This window comes from Loktanella sp. D2R18 (assembly GCF_003318235.1).
Lineage (GTDB): Bacteria > Pseudomonadota > Alphaproteobacteria > Rhodobacterales > Rhodobacteraceae > Yoonia.
On sequence record NZ_QOCG01000009.1, the window covers coordinates 77,981 to 97,625 of the forward strand.

General features: G+C 55.2%; 19 protein-coding genes and 1 tRNA gene. 7 read left to right on the top strand and 13 right to left on the bottom strand.

Features of this window, described 5'->3' with window-relative positions; genetic code table 11:
* Window positions 1–52: 52 nt before the first annotated feature.
* The 4 genes from DS901_RS05430 to DS901_RS05445 all read right to left on the bottom strand — a co-directional run bounded on the left by DS901_RS05430 (window position 53) and on the right by DS901_RS05445 (window position 4,076).
* Window positions 53–1,213 carry an RsmB/NOP family class I SAM-dependent RNA methyltransferase gene (locus DS901_RS05430; protein WP_113775921.1) on the bottom strand — a complete coding sequence of 387 codons (1,161 nt, stop codon included), beginning with the start codon at window positions 1,211–1,213 and terminating at the stop codon, window positions 53–55.
* Entirely contained in the window at window positions 1,210–1,992 is a 783-nt protein-coding gene (locus tag DS901_RS05435; protein WP_113775922.1) for an MBL fold metallo-hydrolase, read from the bottom strand. The genes DS901_RS05430 and DS901_RS05435 overlap by 4 nt, the downstream gene beginning before the upstream one ends.
* The gene (guaB, locus tag DS901_RS05440) at window positions 1,992–3,440 is read right to left on the bottom strand and encodes an IMP dehydrogenase (RefSeq protein WP_113775923.1); all 1,449 of its coding nucleotides are present in this window, start codon (window positions 3,438–3,440) and stop codon (window positions 1,992–1,994) included. The genes DS901_RS05435 and guaB overlap by 1 nt, the downstream gene beginning before the upstream one ends.
* A 258-nt stretch (window positions 3,441–3,698) precedes the next feature.
* Window positions 3,699–4,076 (bottom strand): DUF7674 family protein, encoded by a 378-nt coding sequence (locus DS901_RS05445; RefSeq protein WP_113775924.1) that lies wholly within the window; start codon window positions 4,074–4,076, stop codon window positions 3,699–3,701.
* A 231-nt stretch (window positions 4,077–4,307) separates the two neighbouring features.
* Between DS901_RS05445 and DS901_RS05450 the strand changes: the two genes are divergently transcribed.
* The 4 genes from DS901_RS05450 to DS901_RS05465 all read left to right on the top strand — a co-directional run bounded on the left by DS901_RS05450 (window position 4,308) and on the right by DS901_RS05465 (window position 8,027).
* Window positions 4,308–6,344 carry an ASKHA domain-containing protein gene (locus DS901_RS05450; protein WP_113775925.1) on the top strand — a complete coding sequence of 679 codons (2,037 nt, stop codon included), beginning with the start codon at window positions 4,308–4,310 and terminating at the stop codon, window positions 6,342–6,344.
* An 84-nt stretch (window positions 6,345–6,428) separates the two neighbouring features.
* Window positions 6,429–6,502, top strand: a tRNA-Gly gene (locus DS901_RS05455).
* A gap of 402 nt (window positions 6,503–6,904) precedes the next feature.
* On the top strand, window positions 6,905–7,456 hold the full coding sequence (locus DS901_RS05460; RefSeq protein ID WP_113775926.1) for a glycosyltransferase family 2 protein: 552 nt from the start codon (window positions 6,905–6,907) through the stop codon (window positions 7,454–7,456).
* A 220-nt stretch (window positions 7,457–7,676) separates the two neighbouring features.
* Window positions 7,677–8,027 (top strand): RidA family protein, encoded by a 351-nt coding sequence (locus DS901_RS05465; RefSeq protein WP_113775927.1) that lies wholly within the window; start codon window positions 7,677–7,679, stop codon window positions 8,025–8,027.
* 22 nt (window positions 8,028–8,049) lie between these two features.
* Here the strand turns inward: DS901_RS05465 and DS901_RS05470 are convergent, their stop codons facing one another.
* The 9 genes from DS901_RS05470 to DS901_RS05510 all read right to left on the bottom strand — a co-directional run bounded on the left by DS901_RS05470 (window position 8,050) and on the right by DS901_RS05510 (window position 16,186).
* Window positions 8,050–8,508 (bottom strand): A24 family peptidase, encoded by a 459-nt coding sequence (locus DS901_RS05470; protein ID WP_258546658.1) that lies wholly within the window; start codon window positions 8,506–8,508, stop codon window positions 8,050–8,052.
* A 36-nt stretch (window positions 8,509–8,544) separates the two neighbouring features.
* Window positions 8,545–10,143 carry a glucose-6-phosphate isomerase gene (pgi, locus tag DS901_RS05475; RefSeq protein ID WP_113775928.1) on the bottom strand — a complete coding sequence of 533 codons (1,599 nt, stop codon included), beginning with the start codon at window positions 10,141–10,143 and terminating at the stop codon, window positions 8,545–8,547.
* Between the two features lies 1 nt (window position 10,144).
* A complete protein-coding gene (gene pgl, locus DS901_RS05480; protein ID WP_113775929.1) occupies window positions 10,145–10,816 on the bottom strand; it encodes a 6-phosphogluconolactonase in 672 nt (223 codons plus the stop codon).
* Between the two features lie 53 nt (window positions 10,817–10,869).
* A complete protein-coding gene (zwf, locus tag DS901_RS05485; protein ID WP_113775930.1) occupies window positions 10,870–12,324 on the bottom strand; it encodes a glucose-6-phosphate dehydrogenase in 1,455 nt (484 codons plus the stop codon).
* Between the two features lie 87 nt (window positions 12,325–12,411).
* A complete protein-coding gene (locus DS901_RS05490; RefSeq protein WP_113775931.1) occupies window positions 12,412–12,999 on the bottom strand; it encodes an HNH endonuclease in 588 nt (195 codons plus the stop codon).
* Between the two features lie 133 nt (window positions 13,000–13,132).
* Window positions 13,133–13,801: an alpha/beta hydrolase gene (locus DS901_RS05495; RefSeq protein ID WP_113775932.1), complete on the bottom strand. Its 669-nt coding sequence runs from the start codon at window positions 13,799–13,801 to the stop codon at window positions 13,133–13,135.
* Entirely contained in the window at window positions 13,798–14,427 is a 630-nt protein-coding gene (locus DS901_RS05500; RefSeq protein WP_181820780.1) for a DNA-3-methyladenine glycosylase family protein, read from the bottom strand. The genes DS901_RS05495 and DS901_RS05500 overlap by 4 nt, the downstream gene beginning before the upstream one ends.
* Entirely contained in the window at window positions 14,424–15,146 is a 723-nt protein-coding gene (locus DS901_RS05505; protein WP_113775933.1) for a cobalt-precorrin-6A reductase, read from the bottom strand. The genes DS901_RS05500 and DS901_RS05505 overlap by 4 nt, the downstream gene beginning before the upstream one ends.
* Window positions 15,143–16,186 (bottom strand): cobalt-precorrin-5B (C(1))-methyltransferase, encoded by a 1,044-nt coding sequence (locus DS901_RS05510; RefSeq protein ID WP_113775934.1) that lies wholly within the window; start codon window positions 16,184–16,186, stop codon window positions 15,143–15,145. The genes DS901_RS05505 and DS901_RS05510 overlap by 4 nt, the downstream gene beginning before the upstream one ends.
* Window positions 16,187–16,283: 97 nt before the next feature.
* Between DS901_RS05510 and cobA the strand changes: the two genes are divergently transcribed.
* From cobA to DS901_RS05525, 3 genes are read left to right on the top strand one after another with little or no spacing between them, the layout of a single operon-like run.
* On the top strand, window positions 16,284–17,135 hold the full coding sequence (gene cobA, locus DS901_RS05515; RefSeq protein WP_113775935.1) for a uroporphyrinogen-III C-methyltransferase: 852 nt from the start codon (window positions 16,284–16,286) through the stop codon (window positions 17,133–17,135).
* Window position 17,136: 1 nt separating this feature from the next.
* Complete coding sequence (locus DS901_RS05520) at window positions 17,137–18,384, top strand: cobyrinate a,c-diamide synthase (protein WP_113775936.1); 1,248 nt, start codon at window positions 17,137–17,139, stop codon at window positions 18,382–18,384.
* 42 nt (window positions 18,385–18,426) lie between these two features.
* The gene (locus tag DS901_RS05525) at window positions 18,427–19,644 is read left to right on the top strand and encodes an MFS transporter (protein ID WP_113775937.1); all 1,218 of its coding nucleotides are present in this window, start codon (window positions 18,427–18,429) and stop codon (window positions 19,642–19,644) included.
* Window position 19,645: the final 1 nt, after the last annotated feature.

Genomic DNA, 19,645 nt, shown 5'->3' on the forward strand with positions numbered 1-19,645 from the left:
TTAACCGTTCCCTAACGTCGCATATCGTAGCTGGCGGCACAACTTGGGGTTGCTATGTGTTTTCAAGTAAACACAAGTAAAACCCGTCGCCGTTTTCTCCGGGCAAAAGCTGATGGCGCGCGCGCCGCTGCCATGTCGGATGTCGCGCGCAAAACGCATCGACAATGGCGTCATTTTCGACAGCTAAAACAGAGCAAGTCGCATAGGCCAAAACCCCGCCCGGCCGCACCAGCTTGGCTCCTGCCGCGATGACGTCTGCTTGCATACCCTGCAAGCTATCTAGCCGGGCTTGCGTGAGGCGCCATTTGGCATCGGGGGTCCGCCGCCACGTCCCGCTCCCGGAACATGGGGCGTCACAAAACACCAAGTCAAAGGGTGCTGTTCGCACCAAATCATCCGTGGCAATTTGCGGCACATCGACACCCGCGCGCGCGGCCCGTGTTGACAGGTCGGCCATCCGTTGCGGCGCGATATCATGTGCAAAAACTTGTGCATCAAACTGATCTGCAATGCCAAGCGCCTTACCGCCACCACCGGCACAATAATCCAACACCCGCCCGCCAGCCGGGACCCGCAACTTACTGATCGCAAATTGCGAGGACGCATCTTGCAGCTCTACCCGCCCATCCAAATAGGCAGCAGCAAGTTTAACGCGCCGCGGGTTGGTCAAAACCCGCAAACATCCAACTATCTCAGGGTGTTGCTGAACCGTGATCTGATCTTCAGCCAACGCAGAAATTGCATCTGCAGTTGATGTCCGACGGCCATTGACCCGCAAAAATACATCTGCCCGGTGTTGTTGCACCCGCGCCGCAAGACGCGCATCATCCCCAAGGCTTTGTTGCCAAATCGGCCAAAGCCAATCCGGGATGTCGCAAGATTGCGCATCTAGCAACCTCATCGCGCTGGACAGCGCGGCACGTTCCGCGTCGTCCAATGCCGCTGGCGCATGCCCTTCCCCGGTGAACAGCGCGGCCACATCGCGGCCGTCACGCTTAGCCAAATTAATCATTAGCGCCCGCCCGCTGCCATCCCCCAAGGACCGGCGCGCGCGCAATGCATCATAGACATGATCACGCACGGCTGCGCGGTCCTTGGACCCCGCAAAACGGCTGCCGCGCGCCCAAGTGGTCAGCGCTTGTTCCGCCGCTTGGCCGTCGCGAATAGCATCAAGGATGTCAGCTGCCGCCGCCACGCGTGCGCCCGGCGTCATAGGTTAACTCTTTGAAACGGTTTACTATTTGACTGCAATCGCGCGAATTTATCTGGGCCAAGCATGTGACTACCCGACCAAACAAGTTTTTCATCGACCACGGTTTGCAATGCATTCAACCGGCTTTGCGTGGCAAGATCGGCGTCGGCGTCATAGATTGTCGCCGTTGTCGGTTCCGTCAGTTGTAAGGCCTCTGAATGGACAATGTCGCCGATCAATGCCAAATCCCCTAGCCGCAATCCCATATGTCCCGGCGTATGCCCTGGCAATGCCCAAACACGTATGCCATCGTCAAGTTCGGCATCATCCTCAACGGTGATGATATTTGAGGCGCGTTCAAGCAGTCGCCCACCCGGCGCGTCCTTTCCAGACCAATAGCTTGCCTCAGCTTGATGCAACAGAATTTCTGCGTTTGGAAACAAGAGCGTATCATCTTGCATCGCCCCGCCACAGTGATCACTGTGCAGATGGGTGAAAATGATGCGCGTCACATCCGCAGGCGTAATATTTAGCGCAAACAATTGCGCAGGTAGCGCGCCTGCATCATCCCCGAATGCGGCGCCGCACCCCGTATCAACGAGCGTGACCCGCCCACTACCCGACCGGAGCACATAGCAGTTGAACGCAGTCTTGATCTCCGTCAGCCCGGCCCTATCAAGCCGCTCTTGCCGTTGGGTTACGGTAAGACTTGGGAACACATCTTCAGGAAAGGACGTGCCGCCGTCAGTGATACAAATGACCTCTGTATCACCAACGGTATAGCGTGCGGGCGTAACCATTACCCGATCCGGTAGTTCGGGCTTTCGCGGGTGATTTGCACATCGTGCACATGGCTTTCTTTCAGCCCGGCACCCGTGATTTTCACAAACGAACAGTTCTTGCGCATCTCGGCCACGGTCGCGTTGCCCGTATAGCCCATCGCGGCACGAAGCCCCCCGACCATCTGGTGAACCACAGCGCTGGCCGACCCTTTATAAGGTACCTGACCTTCGATGCCTTCAGGCACCAATTTATCGCTGGCCGCATCTTTTTGGAAATACCGATCCGCAGAGCCGCGCGCCATCGCGCCAAGACTGCCCATGCCACGATAGGATTTAAACGAGCGACCTTGGTACAAGATCACTTCGCCCGGACTTTCATCTGTTCCGGCGATCATCGATCCCACCATGGCACAAGATGCGCCCGCTGCGATGGCTTTGGCGAAATCGCCTGAAAACTTGATCCCGCCATCAGCAATCACAGGAATATCGCCCGCAGCCGCAGCACAATCCATGATCGCCGTCAGCTGAGGCACACCAACACCCGCAACCATGCGGGTCGTACAAATGGACCCCGGCCCAATCCCGACCTTCACGGCATCCGCACCAGCACCAATCAACGCCTTGGCGGCTTCGCCGGTGGCGATGTTGCCTGCAACAATTTGCACCTCATTTGAAAGCGTTTTCGCCCGTTCCACGGCCTGTGCCACACCTTCGGAATGCCCATGGGCCGTGTCAATCACAACCATATCAACACCTGCATCGATCAGCGCTTGGGTCCGTTCAAACCCTGCATCACCGACACCGGATGCCGCGCCAACACGCAACCGGCCAAGGCTGTCTTTGCATGCCATCGGGTTCAACACAGCCTGTTCGCTGTCTTTGAGGGTCAAAAGCCCCGTCAACTTGCCCCCCGCATCGGTAATCAACAGTTTTTCAATACGGCGCGCCTGCATCAACGACCGCGCCTCATCAAGATCGGCGGGCTCTTGTAGGATGGCCAAATCTTTGGTGGTCATCATCACGCTGATAGGCGTTTTGTCGTCTTGGGCAAAACGCATGTCGCGGTTGGTGACGATCCCAACGATCTTGCCACCCTCGCCCACAACCGGGAACCCGGTAATCCGGTAGCGTTCCATCAATGCCTTTGCATCGGCAAGGGTCTGATCAGGGCGCAATGTGATTGGGTTATAAACAGTCCCAGAGACAAACCGTTTAACGCGGCGGACCTCTTTGGCCTGTTCTTCAACGTTGAGGTTTTTGTGAATGACCCCCATGCCGCCCGCTTGGGCCATGGCGATTGCCATGCGTCCTTCAGTCACCGTGTCCATCGCGCTTGATAGAACCGGGATGTTCAAAGCAATTGATTTCGTCACAAATGTGCTTGTATCCGCTGTCGACGGCATCACATTCGACGCCCCCGGCACCAACAACACATCATCAAAGGTAAGCGCCTCGCGAATTTCCATCAACCGTCTCCTTGGGTGGCATCGTTGGCACTGCGCTATTGCACGAAAACGGATCCAGCAAAAGCCCCAAAGCAGCAAAAGCGACGCAATTAAGAACAGGCCCCACGTGGCGCTCGATTTTTGCCACCAAACGAACCCAAAACAGCGACGCGGTCAGTTGTCCCCTTTTGAGGTAGATGCATAGAGCCTTCGTCCGCAGGTCAATAAGGTAAGAACAAAACAAGAATAGCTACACTATCAAAACCGAAACCCGCCAATTCAGCGTTGGAAACGGAGCCATACCTCTTTGTCAAACTTGGTTCTCTGAAATGCGTTCATCAAGAGTTTATTCGAGTGTTGACCAAGAAAGGCTGCGACGCCGTCAACACGTCGATTGACCAGCCCCTCGAGCACACCAATCTCCGCCAAATTCCGGGTATCTACGTTCTTGCTTGTTGCCATAGTTTCAATAAACATCCCAACTCTTTGAAAAAAGTACTCACTTTTTCCGTATTCTTCGACGAACTCGGTAAAGTAGTCTTCAAAAAATACATAGTTCCCAAAGGAGGTTGCGGCTAAAAATTCCTCTCGCGAATAGAATTCTTCAATTTCGGGGAACGCTCCCAAGCATTGAGAAATCTCTTCAGACAATTCCATGACCTTTACACCCGTTTTTTTACAAGCTACAACGAATTAACAGTCCATAAGGGCTCAAAGCTGCCATTCTTACCGTCGTGTGCTGTGCAAAAATCAAATACACGTCTGAAAACCTGCGGACGCTCCTTAAAAACCCTCCTATGCCGCTTCACATAATCATTATGACGGGTTCTGACCTTACAATTGGCGCGCGGCGCGGTATTGAGGGGTAAACAGAACAAGGCCGCGCAGATGAGCAACGACCCACTTGTGATTTTCACCCCTTCTGGCAAGCGCGGGCGCTTTCCGGTTGGTACCCCCGTGTTAACAGCTGCGCGCCAGCTTGGTGTTGATCTTGATAGTGTTTGCGGCGGCCGTGGGATTTGCTCAAAATGTCAGATCACCCCGTCATATGGTGAATTTTCCAAACATAACGTCACTGTGGTTGATGACGCGCTGTCGGAATGGAACAGCGTTGAACAGCGCTATGATGATATTCGGGGCCTCAAAAAAGGGCGCCGTTTGGGCTGTCAGGCCACCGTCCAAAAAGACGTGGTCATTGATGTCCCTGCCGAAAGCCAAGTCCACAAACAAGTCGTGCGCAAACGTGCCGAGGCCCGCGATATCATGATGAACCCGTCAACGCGGCTTTATTATGTTGAGGTCGCAGAACCCGACATGCACGATCCATCGGGCGATTTGGAACGTCTTGTCATGGCGCTGCGCCAAGAATGGGACCTGCCCGCGCTTGAGGCCGACTTAGGCGTGTTACAAACCATGCAATCAGCCCTGCGCAAAGGCGATTGGAAAGTCACCGTTGCCGTGCATTTGGGCGACGACACGTTCAGCCCGCGGATCATTCAGATTTGGCCGGGGTTCTATGAGGGTGCCCTTTATGGGCTGGCCGTTGATCTGGGGTCCACCACCATTGCCGGACATCTGTGTGATTTACACACCGGAGAGGTCATCGCGTCATCCGGCATCATGAACCCGCAAATCCGCTTTGGCGAAGACCTGATGAGCCGGGTCAGCTATGGCATGATGAACCCCACCGGGTCGGATGAAATGACCGCCGCCGTGCGCGAAGGCATGAACGCCCTGTTCACCCAAATCGCAAGCGAAGCAGAGATTAACCCCGCGCTCATCGTGGATGCGGTGTTTGTCTGTAACCCTGTGATGCACCACCTCTTTTTGGGGATAGACGCCTATGAATTGGGGCAAGCGCCCTTTGCGCTTGCGACCTCAGACAGCTTGTCTTTGCGGGCCACTGAGTTGGGGCTGAACCTGCATCCTGCCGCGCGTGTCTATATCCTTCCTTGTATTGCGGGGCATGTTGGGGCGGATGCCGCCGCCGTAGCCCTGTCAGAGGCACCGGGTAAATCCGATGATCTGATGCTTGTTGTGGACGTCGGCACCAACGCCGAAATCATCTTAGGTAATCGCGAAAAGGTGCTTGCCTGTTCGTCCCCGACCGGCCCCGCATTTGAAGGCGCACAAATCAGTTCGGGCCAGCGCGCCGCCCCCGGCGCGATTGAACACGTCAAGATCGATCCGATCACGAAACTACCATCCTTCCAAGTCATCGGATCTGATTTGTGGTCCAACGAAGACGGCTTTGACGCCGCAATCGCCCAAACCGGGGTGACCGGCATTTGTGGGTCCGGAATTATCGAAGTTGTCGCCGAAATGCGGATCGCTGGGATTGTAGACGCGCCGGGACTGATCGGATCGGCAGAACAAACCGGATCGCCGAACTGCTTTGCCGATGGGCGGACGAATTCATATCTGCTTTATGACGGTACTTCGGACGGTGGCCCTAAGATCACTGTTACCAACACCGATATCCGGCAAATCCAAATGGCAAAGGCCGCGCTTTATTCAGGTGCGCGGCTCTTGATGGACAAATTTGGCGTGGATCAGGTCGACCGGGTTGTGCTTGCTGGGGCATTTGGTGCCCATATCAGCCCTAAACACGCGATGGTGCTTGGCATGATCCCCGATGCGCCGTTGGATAAAGTCACCAGTGCGGGCAATGCGGCGGGCACAGGTGCGCGCATTGCCCTGTTGAACACAGATGCGCGGTCTGAGATCGAAGAAACGGTACGCCAAATTCACAAAATTGAAACCGCGATTGAGCCGCGCTTTCAAGAACACTTTGTGAATGCCTCGGCGATCCCCAATGCGGTTGAGCCCTTCCCGATCCTGAATTCCATCGTGAACCTGCCCGATGTGAACCACAACACGGGCGGTGCGCGCGGCGGTGGCCGACGGCGACGCACGAATACTTGACGGCGACGACGATAACGTCTGCACGGCCAGACCGAACATTTCCATCTTGACCTCAGCTCGCGTGACAATTACGTCGGGTCGCACGCGGGTATGGTGAAAAGGTATCACGAAAGCTTCCCAAGCTTCAGTTACGAGTTCGATTCTCGTTACCCGCTCCAAAGAGCGTCGCGCAATTAATAATTAAAATCTATCACTTACAACCCAACTCTTTCCTGCATTTTTGCACCGACTTTAACCCAATCGGGAAAAATAGGGAACGTCTGGGGCGAAATCCGAACACGCCCCCAGAGCTATCCCTAGGGCAGCAAAAACCGCACTCGAATGTGCTCTCCGCCAAAGTTCGCGTTTTCATGGATTTCCTGCGCGCTCGTATCGGACGCAGCTCTCCGTGGCGGGATGAATGTGGCCAATGAACACGCGGGGCAATGTATATTGATGAGACAGCACAAGATGATTTCAGATCACCGCGTTTTCGCGTAATCATCATCACTGAAGTTTTTACGTTTCAGGGACGATCAGTTTGGCTCTCAGCTTTGAGATACTTTAAGGGGCTTTAATCAATGGCAGACATATTGGTTGTTGGCGCAATTCCACGCGCACGGCCTGAAATGTTTCGGCGTTTACTCGCCTCATTTGCCGCGATGAAGCATCCAGAAGGCATCGAGGTTGTCTTTGTTTTTGCCGAAAACGCTGAAGCTCTCAGCATTGAACATGACGTCGAAATCTTACGTGATGCGACGGGATGCCTGTGTGACCTACTGGTTGAGCCACGGCTGTGTGTTCCTTTTGCGCGCAACGCCGTTCTTGATCACGCGGTAGAACGTGACGCAAAGTACCTTGTTTTTGTCGATGACGATGAATGGGTTTCCGAAGACTGGCTTGTGAATTTGTACACTCGCTTTGCAGCGTCAGGCGCCAACCTTGCAACAGGGCCGATCTCTCCCCAATATATCGGAGACCTAAAACTCAATTGGGTTCAAAAGCGACTAATGAAGGGTGTTACTCAATGGTATGCGCATGCAAGGACCAAAAACTGTCGGAATGCGTACGCAACGAAAGCCACAAAATTGGGGCTGCTACCATCAACTGAATATGCGATCTGGATTTCGTGAGACGTACCGGCTTACGATTTAACGATGACATCGGGCTTGGGGGCGGATCTTTATGGTTACACGATACAAACAATATTTATTTTCCCAGCAGCGACCACGTTGCCCTTAAATCGGACCAGACAAGTGACAAGGATCGATGGATAAAGCCTGCTAAATGCGCTTGGCCCAGGCAGCATTTTTGCATAGAAAATCGTGAACGCATACATAAGGAAAATGACAAATGCCACAGATTACGCGCAAACACACAAACGCCCGGATGAGCCAATTGGTGATCCACAACGGGATCGCCTATCTTGCAGGTCAGGTTGGGATTTCTGGCGCCTCTGTCACAGATCAAACCAACGACATTCTGGCAAAAATCGATGCGCTCTTGGCGGAAGCGGGCACCGACAAGACCAACCTGCTGACCGCACAAATTTGGGTCTCTGACATTGCCAGCGAATTTGCAGACATGAACGCCGCATGGGATGCTTGGGTGCCTGAAGGGCACGCGCCGGCGCGCTGGACCGGAGAGGCAAAGCTGGCCACGCCTGACTACAACGTCGAAATTATCGTGACGGCGGCGATCTAACGTAGGGTGGATCTTGATCCACCTAAGCGTAGAACATACCCAACAGGCCTGCCGCAGCGATCGGCAGGCTCATCGGCAGAATTTGGCGTGCAAGAACAGCCCATTTGCTATCTTCTGAACCAATGGCCTTGCGGGTCCAAATGATGATTGGGAACAACACAAAAACCGCGCCCAAAAAGCCGACAACAGCAATCCATGCGTTTGATGTCGGGATAAGCAGCGCCGTGCCTGCAAGCAATTTGACAGCGCCCGCGCCCATGCCCCCCACGGCGAAAAGACCAATCCCCAACACAAAAACGATAGCCCCCTGTGCCAATTGCCAGCCATAGGCCGATGGGTCGCCAGAGGTCGCAATCTGCACGATAAACAAGACAACAGGTAACAACGTCAGCCAATTGGGCATCCGTGCCGTCCGAATATCGATGCACAGCGCAAGGATTAGGACAGCGGCCATCGCATAGGGGATATATTGGGCAATCATCGCATCGCTTTCTAATTGGTTTATCAGGGTTTTGCGCTAAACGCCGTTACTTTGCAAGAACCCGACAAGCGCCGCTGTTGATCCATCTTTATTGTCCGCTGACTGCGCCCCTTCGACAACAGGCTGTAGCGCCGTGGCCAGCTCTTTGCCCAATTCAACCCCCCATTGATCATAGGAATTAAGCCCAAGCACCACACCTTCAACAAATACGCGATGTTCATACAGGGCGATGATCTGGCCCAGCATAAATGGATCAAGCTGCGGATAGGCGATCGTCACCGAGGGGCGATTGCCCGCAAACACGCGGTGCTTTGCTTGACGCTCTAATTCAGGCCCGGTGAATTTGTCAGCGACTTTGCTGCGCGCCTCATCCAGATCACGCCCGCGCATCAATGCTTCGGATTGTGCCAGACAATTGGCCACCAAGAGCTGATGCTGGTGGTGCAAAGCGTCATTATGCCCACGCGCCGCCACAAGGAATTCGCAAGGGATCACCCGCGTCCCTTGGTGGATCAATTGGTAGAACGCGTGCTGCCCGTTTGTGCCCGGCTCACCCCAGACAACGGGGCCAGAATTCACGGTCAGATCAGCACCATCCATGCTGACGCCCTTACCGTTACTTTCCATCTCAAGCTGTTGAAGATAGGCTGGCAACCGACTGAGAAGATTATCATAAGGCAGCACTGCGCGGGTCGCATAACCGCAAATTTGGTTGTGCCAAATGCCAACAAGCGCGAGCAGCGTTGGCAGGTTGTCTTCCCACTTCGCCGTTTTGAAATGCACGTCCATCGCCTGTCCGCCACGCAAGAAAGCACGGAATGCGTCTGGCCCGATAGCGATCATCAGTGACAGCCCAATCGGCCCCCACATCGAATATCGGCCTCCGACCCAGTCTTCAAAACCAAAGACCCGTTCTGGCGCAATGCCAAAATCCGCAGTCTTATCGGCAGCAGTCGACAAGGCCGCGAATTGCGCCCCCGTATCTGCAACTGTTTGCGCCATCCATGCTTGCGCTGTGCGCGCATTCGTCATGGTTTCAATCGTTGTGAAAGTCTTGGACGCGACAATGACCAATGTTGTTTCGGGATTACATGACGCCATCGCTGCAGCAACATCCGCCGGATCAACGTTGCTCACGAAATGGCAACGCGGACCGTCATGAAACGGAGCCAAAGCTTTGACCGCCATTGCCGGGCCAAGATCAGACCCCCCGATTCCAATGTTAATCACGTCGGTGATCTTGCCACCCTGCCCGGTAAAGCTGCCGTCGCGCACCGCAGTTGCAAATGCAGACATCCGGTCAAGCGTATCCAAAATACCAGGCATCACATCGGCGCCATCCACAAACACAGGATTACCATCAAGGTTTCGCAACGCCGTATGCAGCACTGCACGCCCTTCTGTTTCATTAATCGCAGCACCAGCAAACATCGCATCGCGTTTTTGCGCAACGTCAGTTTGCACAAGCAAATTGATCAGCAAAGCCCGCCCGTCGGCATCGATATTCGTTTTGGCGTAATCAAACAGCATATCGCCCGTTTGTGCCGAAAACGCATCCGCGCGCGCAGCATCCACAAGCGTTTCAATGCGACGATCCACGACCTTTGCATGATGTTCTTTGAGTTTATCCCACATGTTATTTCTCCGCCCAATGTACGGTTGTGCCGCTCAGTATGGCGGCGACCGGGGCGCTTTCGGGGCTACATGTTTGTGCCCGTTCAAACGCTGTGCGTTTTTCGGGGCCGACAATAACAATATGACGGTTGATCGCCGCGTTAATCACCTTTGCCGACAAGGTAATACGCGGCTCTGGCGCGCCCGGGGCACGCATGGCGACCAAACGATCATCGCCAGTAAGCGCCAGATCAAGCTGATCCGCACCGGGGAAAATCGATGCCGTGTGCATATCCGCGCCCATACCAAGCAAACAGACCGACAGCGGCAACGCGGGGTCAAGGTCCGCCGCCAGTTCTGGCAGCTTTTCTTCGGGCGTCGGCGCATCGCCATATAGCGGCATGTAGCGCGCAGCGGCGGCACGGTTCACCAACAAACGTTCCCGCAAAAGGCGCGTGTTTGACCGGTCAGACGTTTCCGGCACCCAGCGTTCATCGGTCAGCATCACATGCACCCGCGCCCAATCTAGATCAACGGCACATAGGCTATCAAAAATAGGGCCGGGCGTGGTGCCACCAGGCACAGCCAGAGATGCCGTATCATGGGTCAACAATGTGTTTTTCAGCTCACCCGCGAGGGTATCCGCCAAATTCATCATCATCATTTCCGCATCGGGATATTCAAGCAATTTCATTTGGGAACGCCCTTTTCATCTCTTGTCTTGTGTTATGGGTGAATTTCAAGGAATTAGACTTTGATTTCACGCCATTTTCTGCCTTCGCGATGCAACATGGCCAACGCATCTTCAGGCCCGTTAGAACCAGCATCATACAGCTTTGGCACATCATTACGCGCTTCCCAGCCGTTGATCAGCGGGTCAGTCCAGCCCCAAGCTGCTTCGACCTCATCACCGCGCATAAACAATGTTTGGTTACCGCGGATCACATCCATAATCAGGCGCTCGTAGGCGTCCGGGACTTCTTCGACATCAGGACCAAGCGCATCGGCAAATGTCATATCCAGCGGTACATCAACCAAACGCATCCCGCCCGGACCGGGTTCTTTAATGGTCACCTGTAAATCCATGCCTTCATTCGGCTGCAACCTGATCGACAGGATATTACGGTGGCGGGCTTCATCACCTTCAAAGATCGAATGCCCAAGATCCTTGAAATAAACAGTGATTTCAGAGGATCGCGCCTTCATCCGTTTCCCAGTCCGCAGGTAAAACGGCACCCCGGCCCACCGCCAGTTCGCGATCTCACATTTCATCGCGATAAAGCTTTCAGTAAAGGAACGCGGGTTTTCGGCATCTTCGCGATAGCTCGGACCATCAGGGCCCGCATCGTATTGTCCCCGCACGATATGATGTGGCTTTACGGGTTGTAACGCACGGATAACTTTTAGTTTTTCATCGCGCACTTCATCTGCGCCATACTGGCTTGGTGGCTCCATAGCGATAAGACACAGCAGCTGCATCAAGTGGTTTTGCACCATATCGCGCATCGCACCCGATTTATCATAATAGGCCCCGCGCCCACCGATCCCGACCGTTTCGGCGACCGTAATTTGGATATGATCGACGTAGTGGTTGTTCCACAGCGGTTCAAACAGCATATTGCCAAACCGCACGGCCATAAGGTTTTGAACGGTTTCTTTGCCCAGATAGTGATCAATGCGGTAAATTTGGCTTTCGTCAAAATGCGCGGCCAGCGTTTCATTCAACGCGCGCGCTGTTTCAAGATCACGGCCGAAGGGTTTTTCGACAACGATACGACTGGATGCATTAGCGATATTGTTGGTATGGAGCCGTTCCGCCAGATCCCCAAACAGCGATGGGGCGACCGAAAAATAGAACGCTTGGACAACGTCTTGACGTACCAATCCGGCAAGCTGCGACCAGCCACCGTCACCTTTGGCATCGATCGCAACATAATCAAGCGTCGCAATGAACGCTTCTAAACCTTTGGTATCATTCTTTTCTTCGCCACCAAATTCGGCAACGGCATCTGTGATCATTTGGCGATATCCGACACCGTCGATATCTGACCGTGCCGCACCAATGATCCGCGATCCTTCGGGCATTTGGCCTGACCGAAACCTACGGAACAAGCCCGGTAAAATTTTACGGCGAGCCAAATCACCCGTCCCGCCAAAAATGACCAGATCAAATGTTTCGACAGGAATGACGCGAGAAACCATTGCTTACTCCGCTTTTTGCTTGGGTACGTTAGCGCTAACGCGAACTCTCTATCCCGCACTGCGACGCAAGTCTAGCACCAGATCGCGCTAAGCTTCTAGTTCCGCATCCCAATACAAGAAATCAACCCAGCTTTCATGCAAGTGGTTTGGCGGAAATTTACGTCCGATACTATGCAGCTGATCTGTTACAGGTTGGCGGGGCGGCTTGCGCAGGCTCATCCCGGATTGGCGCAATGATTTTGACCCTTTACGCAGATTACACGGCGAACAGGCCGCCACCACGTTTTCCCAGCTTGTCACCCCGCCTGCGGCACGCGGCACAACGTGATCAAAGGTCAATTCGCCCTTCGCCCCGCAATATTGGCAGCAAAATGAATCCCGCAAAAACAGGTTAAACCGTGTGAATGCCACTTTTTTCTGTGGTTTTACAAAATCCTTGAGCACCACAACGGATGGGATTTTGATCTGGGTGGTCGGGCTACGCACATAGGCGTCATATTCACTGACAATATCCACCCGGTCGAGCCAGGCCGCCTTGATCGCATCCTGCCAGGGCCACAGCGACAGCGGGTAGTAGGACAAAGGCCGGTAATCCGCGTTCAACACCAGCGCCGGGTATTGCTTGAGCGCGGCCGGGGCGCGGGTAAAATCGGTTCGAAAATCTGCCTGTGTCATATCTTACATCCCACATCACGAAATGCGGGCGCCAGATAGAACGGCGTTCCCGCAGTCTTCTTAAGTAAAGACTATATATCGCGTCAGAAATGTGACAAGCCCCAGCATATTCCAAATATTAGGCAGTTTAGGGTTAACTCATCCCCAAACGGTCACGCATAAAGGCCAATGCCACTTGCAACCCGTCGGGCGCGATGCCGTGACCGGTGCCTTTCATGATATGAGCATAGACTTCTTTCCAGCCCGCGCCTTGCAATGTTTCGGCGGCTTGCGGCAGCGACTGCGGTGGAACGACATCATCTTCATCGCCATGGATCAGCAAGACCGCCGGACGGCACTGGACTTCATCGACCAAGGATTCGGGTTCCAGCAAGCGACCAGAGAATGCAACAATCCCCGCGACCGGATCTTCGCGGCGCGGCACCACATGCAGCGCCATCATGGTCCCTTGTGAAAAGCCCAAGACGACAACCTGTTCGGGCAGCAAGTCTTCGTCGACCATCACCCCATCCAAGAAAGCATTCAGATCATCAGCCGCCCGGTCAAGCCCGGCGCGGCTTTCTTCTTCGGATGATCCATCAATCCATGGGATGGGGAACCATTGGAACCCCATCGGGGCCCCTGCGCAATCTTCGGGCGCATCAGGTGCGATAAACAGCGTATCAGGCATATGTTCGCCCAACGGGTCTGCCAGACCAATCAGATCGGCCGCATTCGCGCCATACCCATGCAAAAACACCACGCAAGACCGCATTTCGCCCGATAGTGGTTCGCGCCGCTGCGCCTCGAGTGCCCGTGTCATCTGATACCTTCCCGTTGTTTGCTTTGCTTGTAGTAGGCCCACATGATCCGCGCCGCAACCGATTGCCAAGGCGACCAATCTTGGGCCATTGCGCGCAGCGCCCGTTCCTTGGGGCGTACATCTAGATCGAAGATCAGTTTTGCCGCCTCTTGCAGCGCCAAATCCCCCGGTGCGAACACGTCAGCACGCCCGAGCGAAAACATCACGTAAATCTCGGCGGTCCACGCGCCGATACCAGACACGGCGGTCAGCGTTTTCATCACCTGATCTGACGGCATTTCGCGCAATGCCTCAAAATCGATCCCAGTTGCGGCCAAGGCTTTGGCGTATTTCGCCTTTTGACGGCTCAACCCCAATGCGCGCAAGGATTCGTCGGACGTCTGCCTGACGGCATCTGCCGTCACCATGCCCGCGCCTTGCAAACGCCCCCAAATCGCGTTGGCCGAGGCCACGCTGACCTGCTGACTGACTATCGCGCTGAGCAATTCAGCAAACCCATCGGGTTTGCACCGCAACGGTAAGGGCGGCAATCCAACCATCGCAACACCAAAACGCGGCTCATGCGCGCAAAGCCACGCGGCCCCTTCAGCCACACAATCAAGTGTTTCAATCACGCGTTCGGTCATAATGCACGCACCCAACCAAGTGCCGCATCAATGCTCTCGACAATTGGCCAATCGCCACGCGGCGGCCGTGCGACCATCAATACGCGGATACCCAGATGGTTCGCCGCGGTTAGTTTTGTGCGGCTCGCCGCACCTCCGGCGTTTTTGACAACCAAATGGGTCGCCCTAAGCGCCGAAAACAGCTGCATTTCAGCTTCAACAGAAAACGGTGGCCGTCCAACTAAAAAGCGCCCACCAGCAAACGGAAACGGGCCTTTTGGCGGGTCAATTTGACGGCAGATGACTTCGCGCCCCGTCAAGTTCGCAAAACGGTTCAGCGTTTGTCGCCCAGTTCCCAAAAACACAACTGACCCCAGCGGGATGTGGTCGACGGCGTCTTCTTCACGCGTAATCTCTGTCCAATCATCGCCAGGTTCGGCCACCCATCCGGGCCGCAGCATTTGCAGATAGGGCAAATTCAGCTTTGCGCAAATCCGGGCGGTCCGCTGCGTGATATTATCCGCGAACGGATGCGTTGCGTCCAGAACGGCAGTGATATGGTTGTCGCGCAGAAATGCGCGAAACCCCTCATCACCACCAAATCCACCGATCCTTGTCGGCAGCGACAACGGTTCTGGTGCACGCGTGGCCCCAGCCAGCGAAATGATGGCATCTGCGCCTTGCAAGGATTGGGCGATCCGGCGCGCGTCCCCTGTGCCACCCAAAATAAGAAGCGTCATGCCCCTGCCCGTCCAATAATATTGCCCGCCCGATCAATCACGACGGTATCGATCGTGGATTGGTCGCCAACAAGGTGCTGCGCCGCGGCGCGTGCTTCTTTTGCAATGCGGTCGGCCAAGGTGGGGCCTGCAATCGTGTAGGCCTCAAGCGCGGTGTTTGCATCCTTGACAGCCGGAGTCCCGGCCCATTCCGCGAGCTGCACAAAATCAACTTGCGTACGCGAAGAATGCAAATCAACGGCACCTTGCGCCAGCTTGGCCATCTTGCCGATACCGCCGCCAATGGTGACTCGTGCAACAGGGTTTTTGCGCAGATATTTTAACATTCCCCCTGCAAAATCACCCATATCCAGCATCGCGTGATTTGGGAGACCGCAATGCGCCTGCACCGTTTTCTCAGACGTTGCACCCGTACAGCCTGCAACATGCGTCAGCCCATCCGCGCGCGCCACATCTACGCCCCGGTGGATCGACGCGATCCAAGCTGCGCAGGAAAACGGGCGCACGACGCCGGTGGTGCCCAGAATCGACAGCCCACCGATGATCCCCAACCGTGGGTTCCATGTTTTTTGCGCAATTATTTCACCATCAGGAATGGAGACCTCGATTTGCACATCGGGGGTTTGGTTAAATTCCACGGCCATCTCAGCCACGATATCGCGCATCATTTGACGCGGAACCGGGTTTATTGCGGGTTCGCCGACACCAATGGGCAAGCCCGGTTTTGTCACGGTACCAACCCCCCGCCCCGCGACAAATTGCACGCCTGTGCCTGTCCGCACGGTGACGATAATCAACGCACCATGGGTCACATCAGGATCGTCGCCCGCGTCTTTGGTAATGCCGACGCGCGCCCATCCTGGGCCACATTCAGCCAGCGCCAATGGGAACACAGGAACCTCGCCTTTAGGCAATGTGATCGACACGGCATCAGGAAACGCCCCGCCCCATAGCTGGATCAACGCGGCCTTGGTCGCGGCCGTCGCACAAGCGCCTGTGGTCCAGCCACGGCGTAAATCCCCGGTCGGTTTACGTGTCATCAACGCGACTATATGCGTGCATTGCGATGCCGCCAATCCGCAATCGTTGGTCGTTTGCCACCTTTCCAACCGCCGCGTTCATCGGCATAAAGGGCGTATGATGAATACACCGACACTTCCCGCATTTGAGTGGCCCGTTTTACAAGCCGGTTGGGTTTGGCTTTGTGGTGCAGGCCCCGGCGATCCCGGCCTTTTGACGCTGCACGCGGCGAATGCGCTACGTCAGGCGGATGTGGTGATTTACGACGCGCTTGTCCAAAAGACGATTTTGGACTGGGCGCCACAAGCCGAACATATCTATGCAGGTAAACGTGGCGGCAAACCATCTGCCAAACAGCGCGACATTTCGCTGCAATTGGTTGACCTTGCGCGCGCTGGCAAAAAAGTCCTGCGACTGAAGGGCGGCGATCCGTTTGTTTTTGGACGTGGCGGAGAAGAAGCTCAGACGTTGATCCAACACGACGTCCCCGTGCGGATTATCCCCGGCATTTCGGCTGGAATTGGCGGGTTAGCCTATGCGGGTATCCCCGTAACCCACCGTGATGTGAATCAATCGGTGACTTTTGTCACAGGGCATGACCAATCCGGAAATACGCCCGGGTCGCTTGACTGGGACAGCATCGCCAAAGGGTCCCAAGTCATCGTCATCTATATGGGTATGAAACATATCGCACAGATCGCAACCAAGCTTTCTGCCGCTGGACGCCGCGCGGATGAACCCGTGGCAATCGTAACTTCGGCCACAACGCCCGACCAACAGGTGCTTGAAACAACGCTGGGCACGATGGTCGCTGATGTGGCGGCCTCGGGCTTCGAACCGCCAGCTATCATCTGCGTCGGCGATTCCGTTAAAATGCGACAAGTGCTTGACTGGCAAGGGATGGCCGCCGGTAAAAAGCCACGCAATCTTGATCCATTAGGGCGCGGTCGCCCTGCCGAAACCCCCTAATATGAGCTTTGTGATCGCCGCCCCCGCGTCTGGCAGCGGCAAAACGACAGTGACGTTGGGGCTTTTGCGCGCGATCAGCCGGATAACACCAGTGCGCGCCGCAAAATCCGGACCCGACTATATCGACCCGCAGTTCCATGCGGCTGCTTGCGGTACACAATGCGTAAATCTTGACGCTTGGGCAATGACACCCGCGCGGATCAGCACGCTTGCCGCTGGGGACGCGCCATTGATCGTCGAAGGCGCGATGGGGCTGTTTGACGGCGCGCCGCCTGATGGCAAAGGTGCAACAGCGGATATCGCCCGCATTCTTGGCCTGCCCGTCATACTGGTCATTGATGCGGGACGCATGGCAGGGTCAGTTGCGGCTGTGGCGCAAGGGTTCATGAACTTCGATCCTACGGTCCAAATCGCAGGGGTGATATTGAACAACGTGGGGTCGCCAAGGCACGAAACCATGTTGCGGCGCGCGCTAGGCGACATAGCTGTTTTCGGCGCTGTGCCACGTACGCCCGGTTTGACGCAACCGTCGCGCCACCTTGGACTGGTGCAAGCGCAAGAGCGCCCCGACCTTGATGCCTATCTTGATGCAGCGGCTGATCTGGTTTCGCGGACCGTCGATATTGCAGCGCTCTTGGCGCTTGGCACCAAACCGCTTGAGGCGGCACAATCTGCACGTATCGCGCCGCCTGCGCAAAACATTGCGGTTGCGCGTGATGCGGCGTTTGCGTTTTGCTATCCACATCTTTTGGACGATTGGCGGGCCGCAGGTGCAAAGATAGCATTCTTCTCGCCGCTCGTAGATGACCCTGCGCCGCAGGCCGATTATATCTACCTGCCCGGCGGATACCCCGAACTTTATGCGGGTAAGCTAGCTGCGAACACGCGTTTTCTTGACAGCCTACGCACGGCCACAGCCCAGATATACGGCGAATGCGGAGGTTATATGGTCCTGGGTAATGCACTGACCGATGCGGATGGGGAAACCCATAAAATGGCGGGGCTTTTGAGCTTACAGACCTCCTTTGCCACGCGCAAACTACACTTGGGCTACCGCGATTTATGGGCTGGCCACGGACCAATGCGCGGCGCGTGGAAAGGTCATGAGTTTCACTATGCAACAACCGTAGTGGCGCAAGGAACCCCGTTATTCCAAGCCAAAGACGCCGAAGGCCAAGCCCTACCCGAAATGGGGTTGATGAATGGGAATGTATCGGGTTCTTTTGCACATATTATCGATGCGGCATAATACATATTGCAAAGCAGGAATGCGGTGCTTACCGATACGCACATGAATACTACAAACGATAAAGCGGCCAAACGCAACGTTGCTGTATTGGTCATGGCCCAAGCGATTTTGGGCGCGCAAATGCCCATGATTTTTGTGATCGGTGGTTTGGCAGGAGGGATGCTGGCAAGCAACCCATGTCTGGCCACTTTGCCGATTTCGTTCATCGTGTTTGGTTCTATGACCACGGCACCGTGGCTCAGCCCGTTGATGCAACGCAATGGGCGTCGGTTTGGCTTCTTTATCGGGGCGTTTTCGGGCGCGGTTGGGGCGCTTATTGCGGCTTATGGGCTTTATATCGCATCATTTCCGATCTTACTGTGTGGGTCTTACTTCACAGGTATCTATATGTCGGCACAGGGTTTCTTCCGCTTCGCGGCGACGGACACCGCATCAGACGCGTTCCGCCCCAAAGCGATTTCATACGTTATGGCCGGAGGGCTTTTATCCGCGATTATCGGACCGCAACTGAACAAAGTTGTGCAAGATGCTTACGCAGTGCCGTTTCTCGGCACCTATTTGACTGTTGCCGCGTTGAACATTGGCGGCATGTTCTTGTTTTTCTTACTCGAACTCCCCAAAGGCTCCAAAGGCGTTACAGCTCCGGTTGATGCGCCCAAACCGCGCAGCCGCAAGGAACTTTTACGCGAACCGCGCATCATCGTTGCCATCATTTGCGGCATGGTATCCTATGCATTGATGAACCTTGTGATGACATCCACACCGCTCGCGGTTGTCGGCTGTGGCTTTGATACAAATAACGCCAATGACATCGTATCAGCGCATGTTTTGGCTATGTATGTGCCCTCGTTCTTTACAGGACATTTGATCGCCCGGTTTGGAGTACAGCGAATTTTGGCGACGGGTTTGGTGATTTTGGCGGGCGCTGGGATGGTGGCGTTGTCTGGGGTCGCGCTAACCAACTTTTACCTCGCACTTGTTTTGCTTGGTTTAGGTTGGAACTTTGGCTTCATCGGCGCGACTACAATGCTTGCCGGCGCGCACCGCGCAGAAGAACGCGGCGCAGTCCAAGGCATGAACGATATGATCGTCTTTGGGATGGTGACCGTTGCGTCACTGGCCTCTGGCGGATTGATGAACTGTTCAGGCGGCACTGCTGTCGAAGGCTGGACCGCGGTGAACCTCGCCATGGTGCCGTTTTTGGTGCTGGCTGGCGGATCGCTGATCTGGCTCGCGCGACATCCGCGTAGCGTGGTTTAAT

Excerpts from the sequence above, each read along its gene's own strand:
- cobA (WP_113775935.1), top strand. The coding sequence starts at position 16,284 with ATGATGAATACACCGACACTTCCCGCATTTGAGTGGCCCGTTTTACAA.
- DS901_RS05430 (WP_113775921.1), bottom strand. The coding sequence starts at position 1,213 with ATGACGCCGGGCGCACGCGTGGCGGCGGCAGCTGACATCCTTGATGCT.
- DS901_RS05525 (WP_113775937.1), top strand. The coding sequence starts at position 18,427 with ATGAATACTACAAACGATAAAGCGGCCAAACGCAACGTTGCTGTATTG.
- DS901_RS05470 (WP_258546658.1), bottom strand. The coding sequence starts at position 8,508 with ATGATTGCCCAATATATCCCCTATGCGATGGCCGCTGTCCTAATCCTT.
- pgl (WP_113775929.1), bottom strand. The coding sequence starts at position 10,816 with ATGAAATTGCTTGAATATCCCGATGCGGAAATGATGATGATGAATTTG.
- pgi (WP_113775928.1), bottom strand. The coding sequence starts at position 10,143 with ATGTGGGATAAACTCAAAGAACATCATGCAAAGGTCGTGGATCGTCGC.
- DS901_RS05510 (WP_113775934.1), bottom strand. The coding sequence starts at position 16,186 with ATGACACGTAAACCGACCGGGGATTTACGCCGTGGCTGGACCACAGGC.
- DS901_RS05450 (WP_113775925.1), top strand. The coding sequence starts at position 4,308 with ATGAGCAACGACCCACTTGTGATTTTCACCCCTTCTGGCAAGCGCGGG.
- DS901_RS05490 (WP_113775931.1), bottom strand. The coding sequence starts at position 12,999 with ATGACACAGGCAGATTTTCGAACCGATTTTACCCGCGCCCCGGCCGCG.
- DS901_RS05520 (WP_113775936.1), top strand. The coding sequence starts at position 17,137 with ATGAGCTTTGTGATCGCCGCCCCCGCGTCTGGCAGCGGCAAAACGACA.
- DS901_RS05495 (WP_113775932.1), bottom strand. The coding sequence starts at position 13,801 with ATGACACGGGCACTCGAGGCGCAGCGGCGCGAACCACTATCGGGCGAA.
- DS901_RS05465 (WP_113775927.1), top strand. The coding sequence starts at position 7,677 with ATGCCACAGATTACGCGCAAACACACAAACGCCCGGATGAGCCAATTG.
- guaB (WP_113775923.1), bottom strand. The coding sequence starts at position 3,440 with ATGGAAATTCGCGAGGCGCTTACCTTTGATGATGTGTTGTTGGTGCCG.
- DS901_RS05445 (WP_113775924.1), bottom strand. The coding sequence starts at position 4,076 with ATGGAATTGTCTGAAGAGATTTCTCAATGCTTGGGAGCGTTCCCCGAA.
- zwf (WP_113775930.1), bottom strand. The coding sequence starts at position 12,324 with ATGGTTTCTCGCGTCATTCCTGTCGAAACATTTGATCTGGTCATTTTT.
- DS901_RS05435 (WP_113775922.1), bottom strand. The coding sequence starts at position 1,992 with ATGGTTACGCCCGCACGCTATACCGTTGGTGATACAGAGGTCATTTGT.
- DS901_RS05505 (WP_113775933.1), bottom strand. The coding sequence starts at position 15,146 with ATGACGCTTCTTATTTTGGGTGGCACAGGGGACGCGCGCCGGATCGCC.
- DS901_RS05500 (WP_181820780.1), bottom strand. The coding sequence starts at position 14,427 with ATGACCGAACGCGTGATTGAAACACTTGATTGTGTGGCTGAAGGGGCC.
- DS901_RS05460 (WP_113775926.1), top strand. The coding sequence starts at position 6,905 with ATGGCAGACATATTGGTTGTTGGCGCAATTCCACGCGCACGGCCTGAA.